The organism is Pseudoduganella danionis (genome assembly GCF_009720775.1).
Classification (GTDB): domain Bacteria; phylum Pseudomonadota; class Gammaproteobacteria; order Burkholderiales; family Burkholderiaceae_D; genus Rugamonas; species Rugamonas danionis.
This window is the reverse complement of sequence record NZ_WNKW01000051.1, coordinates 1-250: the sequence shown is the minus strand read 5'-3', so window position 1 is coordinate 250 and position 250 is coordinate 1. Positions and strand designations below refer to the sequence as shown.

The following is a 250-nucleotide window of genomic DNA, read 5'->3' as shown; positions in this document are numbered from 1 at the left end:
ACCCCAAATAGTTGGACGGTTTAGTTTGCTAGGCAGCCAAGGGCTGAGTCCTATATTGCACAGGACTCAGCCCTTTTAATTTGAGTTTGATGCGGTCGTGATTGTAATAGTGAATGTACCTCTTAAGGCCAGCCTGTAGCTCATCGATGCTGCCAAACTGGTTCAAATAGAAGAACTCCGATTTTAGAACAGCGAAAAAACTCTCCATCGGGGCGTTGTCCAAGCAGTTCCCTTTGCGCGACATGCTTTG

General features: G+C 46.8%; 1 protein-coding gene. It reads right to left on the bottom strand.

All coding sequences use genetic code 11. The annotated features are described in order from the left end of the window. Positions 1–28 precede the first annotated feature (28 nt). A partial coding sequence (locus GM655_RS22670; RefSeq protein ID WP_155436893.1) for an IS3 family transposase occupies positions 29–250 on the bottom strand: 222 nt, incomplete at its 5' end.